The 3,008-nt window shown below is 60.6% G+C and carries 2 protein-coding genes; one reads left to right on the top strand and one right to left on the bottom strand.

Translation table 11 applies throughout. From position 1 onward, the window contains the following. The first annotated feature begins 195 nt into the window (after nt 1–195). The gene (locus tag A1351_RS03735; protein WP_064032244.1) at nt 196–1,632 is read left to right on the top strand and encodes an IS1182 family transposase; all 1,437 of its coding nucleotides are present in this window, start codon (nt 196–198) and stop codon (nt 1,630–1,632) included. 289 nt (nt 1,633–1,921) lie between these two features. On the opposite strand, the gene A1351_RS03730 is transcribed toward A1351_RS03735, so the two are convergent. Continuing rightward, a complete protein-coding gene (locus A1351_RS03730; protein WP_157096073.1) occupies nt 1,922–2,878 on the bottom strand; it encodes a hypothetical protein in 957 nt (318 codons plus the stop codon). Between the last annotated feature and the right edge of the window lie 130 nt (nt 2,879–3,008).

Below are 3,008 nucleotides of genomic sequence, written 5' to 3'. Positions count from 1 at the left end.
TCACGCCGACACCCCCGCGATTCTCATCCAGATTGACGCTGGACTCTCACCTTGTTTGGCGCGCGGCAGGAATGTCTCCTATCGGCGCAGCCGGACGTCCGCCGTTCGTATGGCGCGGGTCCGCAATGGGTCCAGGCTGTGTGAAAACCCGCTCCGATGGATTCCTCTAGCGAGAGCTTTGTACTAGATCGGGGCATGACGCACATCCCCGGCTCCGATCGATCGCAGTTGCTGCTTCTGCCCGAGGCGATCGATGATTACGTCTCCGATGACAATCCGGTCCGCTTCGTCGACGCCTTCGTGGATGCGCTCGACTTAAAGGCCGCTGGGTTCGCGCGAGTCGAGGCGAAAGCGACGGGGCGTCCGGGCTATGCGCCGGGCGATCTGCTCAAGCTCTACATCTACGGTTATCTCAACCGCATCCAGTCGAGCCGGCGTCTCGAACGAGAGGCCAATCGGAACATCGAGCTGATGTGGCTGATCGGCCGCTTGGCTCCGGACTTCAAGACCATCGCCGACTTCCGTCGCGACAACGGGCCGGCGATCCGCGCGGCCTGCGCACAATTCATGGGGCTATGCCGCCAGTTCGACTTGTTCACGCGCGCCGTCGTGGCCATCGACGGCAGCAAATTCAAAGCCGTCAACAACCGTGACAAAAACTTCACAGTGAACAAGGTCGCCAAGCGGATCGAGCAGGTGGAGGCCAGCATCGCGCGCTACTTGTCGGCGCTCGACCAAGCAGATCGACAGGACAACGATCTCGCCAAGGCGAAAGCGCCGCGCCTGAAAGAGAAGATCGAGGGCCTGCGCAGACAAATGCAGTCGCTCAAAGAGATGGAAAAGCAGGTCGAAGCGGCGCCCGACAAACAGGTCTCTCTCACCGATCCCGACGCTCGCTCGATGGCGACAAGCGGCAAGGGCGCTGGCATCGTCGGCTACAACGTCCAAATCGCTGTTGACGCCGAGCATCATCTCATCGTCGCGCACGAAGTGATCAACGACGGCACGGACCGGGCACAACTGGCCTTCATGGGTCGTAAAGCGCTCGAGGCCATCGAAGGCGAAGAAGTCACCGTGCTGGCCGACCGAGGTTATTACAGCGGCGAGGAAGTGCTGGCTTGCGAGGGAACTGGCGTGTTGCCTCGCGTTCCCAAGACGATGACCTCCGGCAAAGACAAGCTTGGCTTCTTCACGATTCGAGACTTCATCTATGATGCGGATAACGACAATTACATATGTCCTGCCGGCGAACGCTTGACCAAAGGAAAGGCGCGCTCCGATCGCCAAGACGACATCGACCACTACCGCAATCTCACGGCTTGTTCGAGTTGCGCCCTCAAGCACAAATGCACGCCCATGAAACACAAGCGCGTCAAGCGCTGGGAGCACGAAGACGTTCTCGATAAAATGCAGACTGCGCTCGACCGCATGCCCGACGCCATGACCATCCGCCGACAGACTGTTGAGCATCCGTTCGGGACGCTGAAGGCATGGATGGGCTCGACCCACTTCCTGACCAGGACCCTGGGAAAGGTCAAAACCGAAATGAGTCTTCAGGTGCTCGCCTACAATATGAAGCGGATGATCAACATCGTCGGGATCAAATCGCTGATGGGGGCGATCACAGCCTGAGCGCCGCCAGCAACGTCCTGATTCTTCTTCGTCGTGGAACCAGAAACCCTTCGCGACGGCTCCCAGGCGGAGTTTCCACACGGCCTCGGTCAGAATTACACCTTCGCCGTCCCGAACAGCCAGGTTGCGTCAGAGAATGGTTCGTCGATGCGCGGGACGTAAGGTCTCGACACTCGGGGACGTTCACTATGCGGAATCGGCCCGGCACAGAGTTCCAGATCTGGCGTGACCCAATCCTGTTTGACGTGCTTCCCAACAGTCCAGTTTACTGTTCCAAGTTGGCGACATCTCATCCCTCCTCCGCCTCTTCCGGCTTGCCTCTCACCTCGAGACGGATCAATTCTCCACGCTCCGCCGAGCGCAGCGCGCCGACCAGGATCTCGCGCATCCGCTTGATCAGCGGGGTCTCGAGTTCCAGGACGATCCGCGCCTGCTCGACCGACATCATTCCCTTGCCGCCATAAGCGTCGGCCGCGTTGCTCTCGTCGTTCGCCTTGTCTTTATGGCCCATCACGCGGTTGCGCACGCGCTGCGGGGCGCGGAGGCTGTCGAGCCAATCGGCCATCAGATGGCGAGTGGCATAAAGGCAGATGTTCGAGCGCGTCAGATTGACGTCCGGCAATGTCCGCGCGTAGGCGAAAGCGCGGCTGATGCGTTTACCCCAGCGCACCTCGCCTTTGCGGCTCACATGGGCCTCCCAGCCGGGAAAGAGCCTCGTCTCGCCACGCTTGCGCAGACGGGCGGCGCGTTCCAGCAGGCCGAGCTCGATGAGCAGAGGATGGATCGGCACGACTCGCGCAAAATCCGCGCGCTTGAGGTGCTTCAATTCTTTTATCGGTTTGCGGCCCTGGGCCGGGTCATAGGGCCGCATGTCGAAGAAATAGAGCACGAGCGGCTCGCCCGTCACCGGATCCAGGTCTTCGACCCGGACGATATCGTCCAGTCGGATCTGCGGCGGCTCGCCCGTGCGCATGCCGGTGAGCAGCAGGATCAGAAAAATCCAATAGAGGTCAGATTGAATGAAATACTTCCCTTTTTGCCAAAGCCGTTGGGGGCCGTCGCAGCCGGTGAAAAGCGCCGCCGACACCAGGCGAATCACCTCCTCGTCGACCAGTCGGTCCCGCGGCAGGTCCGCGAACACTTCGTCGCTCTTGCCGTTGAACTTGGGAGGCGGACCGCAGTAAAGATTGTGCTCGATGAGCCATTGGTAGAAGTGGCGCAGCTGCGTCTGATAGCGGATTTCCAATGTCTGTCGGGAATTGCGGCGCAGACCGTCCCAGCCGTGCTCCTGGGCATAGAGATAACGGCCGTGGAGCGAAGCTCTGAGGGTCTGCGTCAGCCCTTTTGGATGCGGGATCGCCGGAAGCGCCGCGTCG

This window comes from Methylosinus sp. R-45379, from assembly GCF_001644125.1.
Lineage (GTDB): Bacteria > Pseudomonadota > Alphaproteobacteria > Rhizobiales > Beijerinckiaceae > Methylosinus.
The sequence above is the reverse complement of the archived record's forward strand: the minus strand, read 5'-3'. Positions and strand labels throughout refer to the sequence as shown.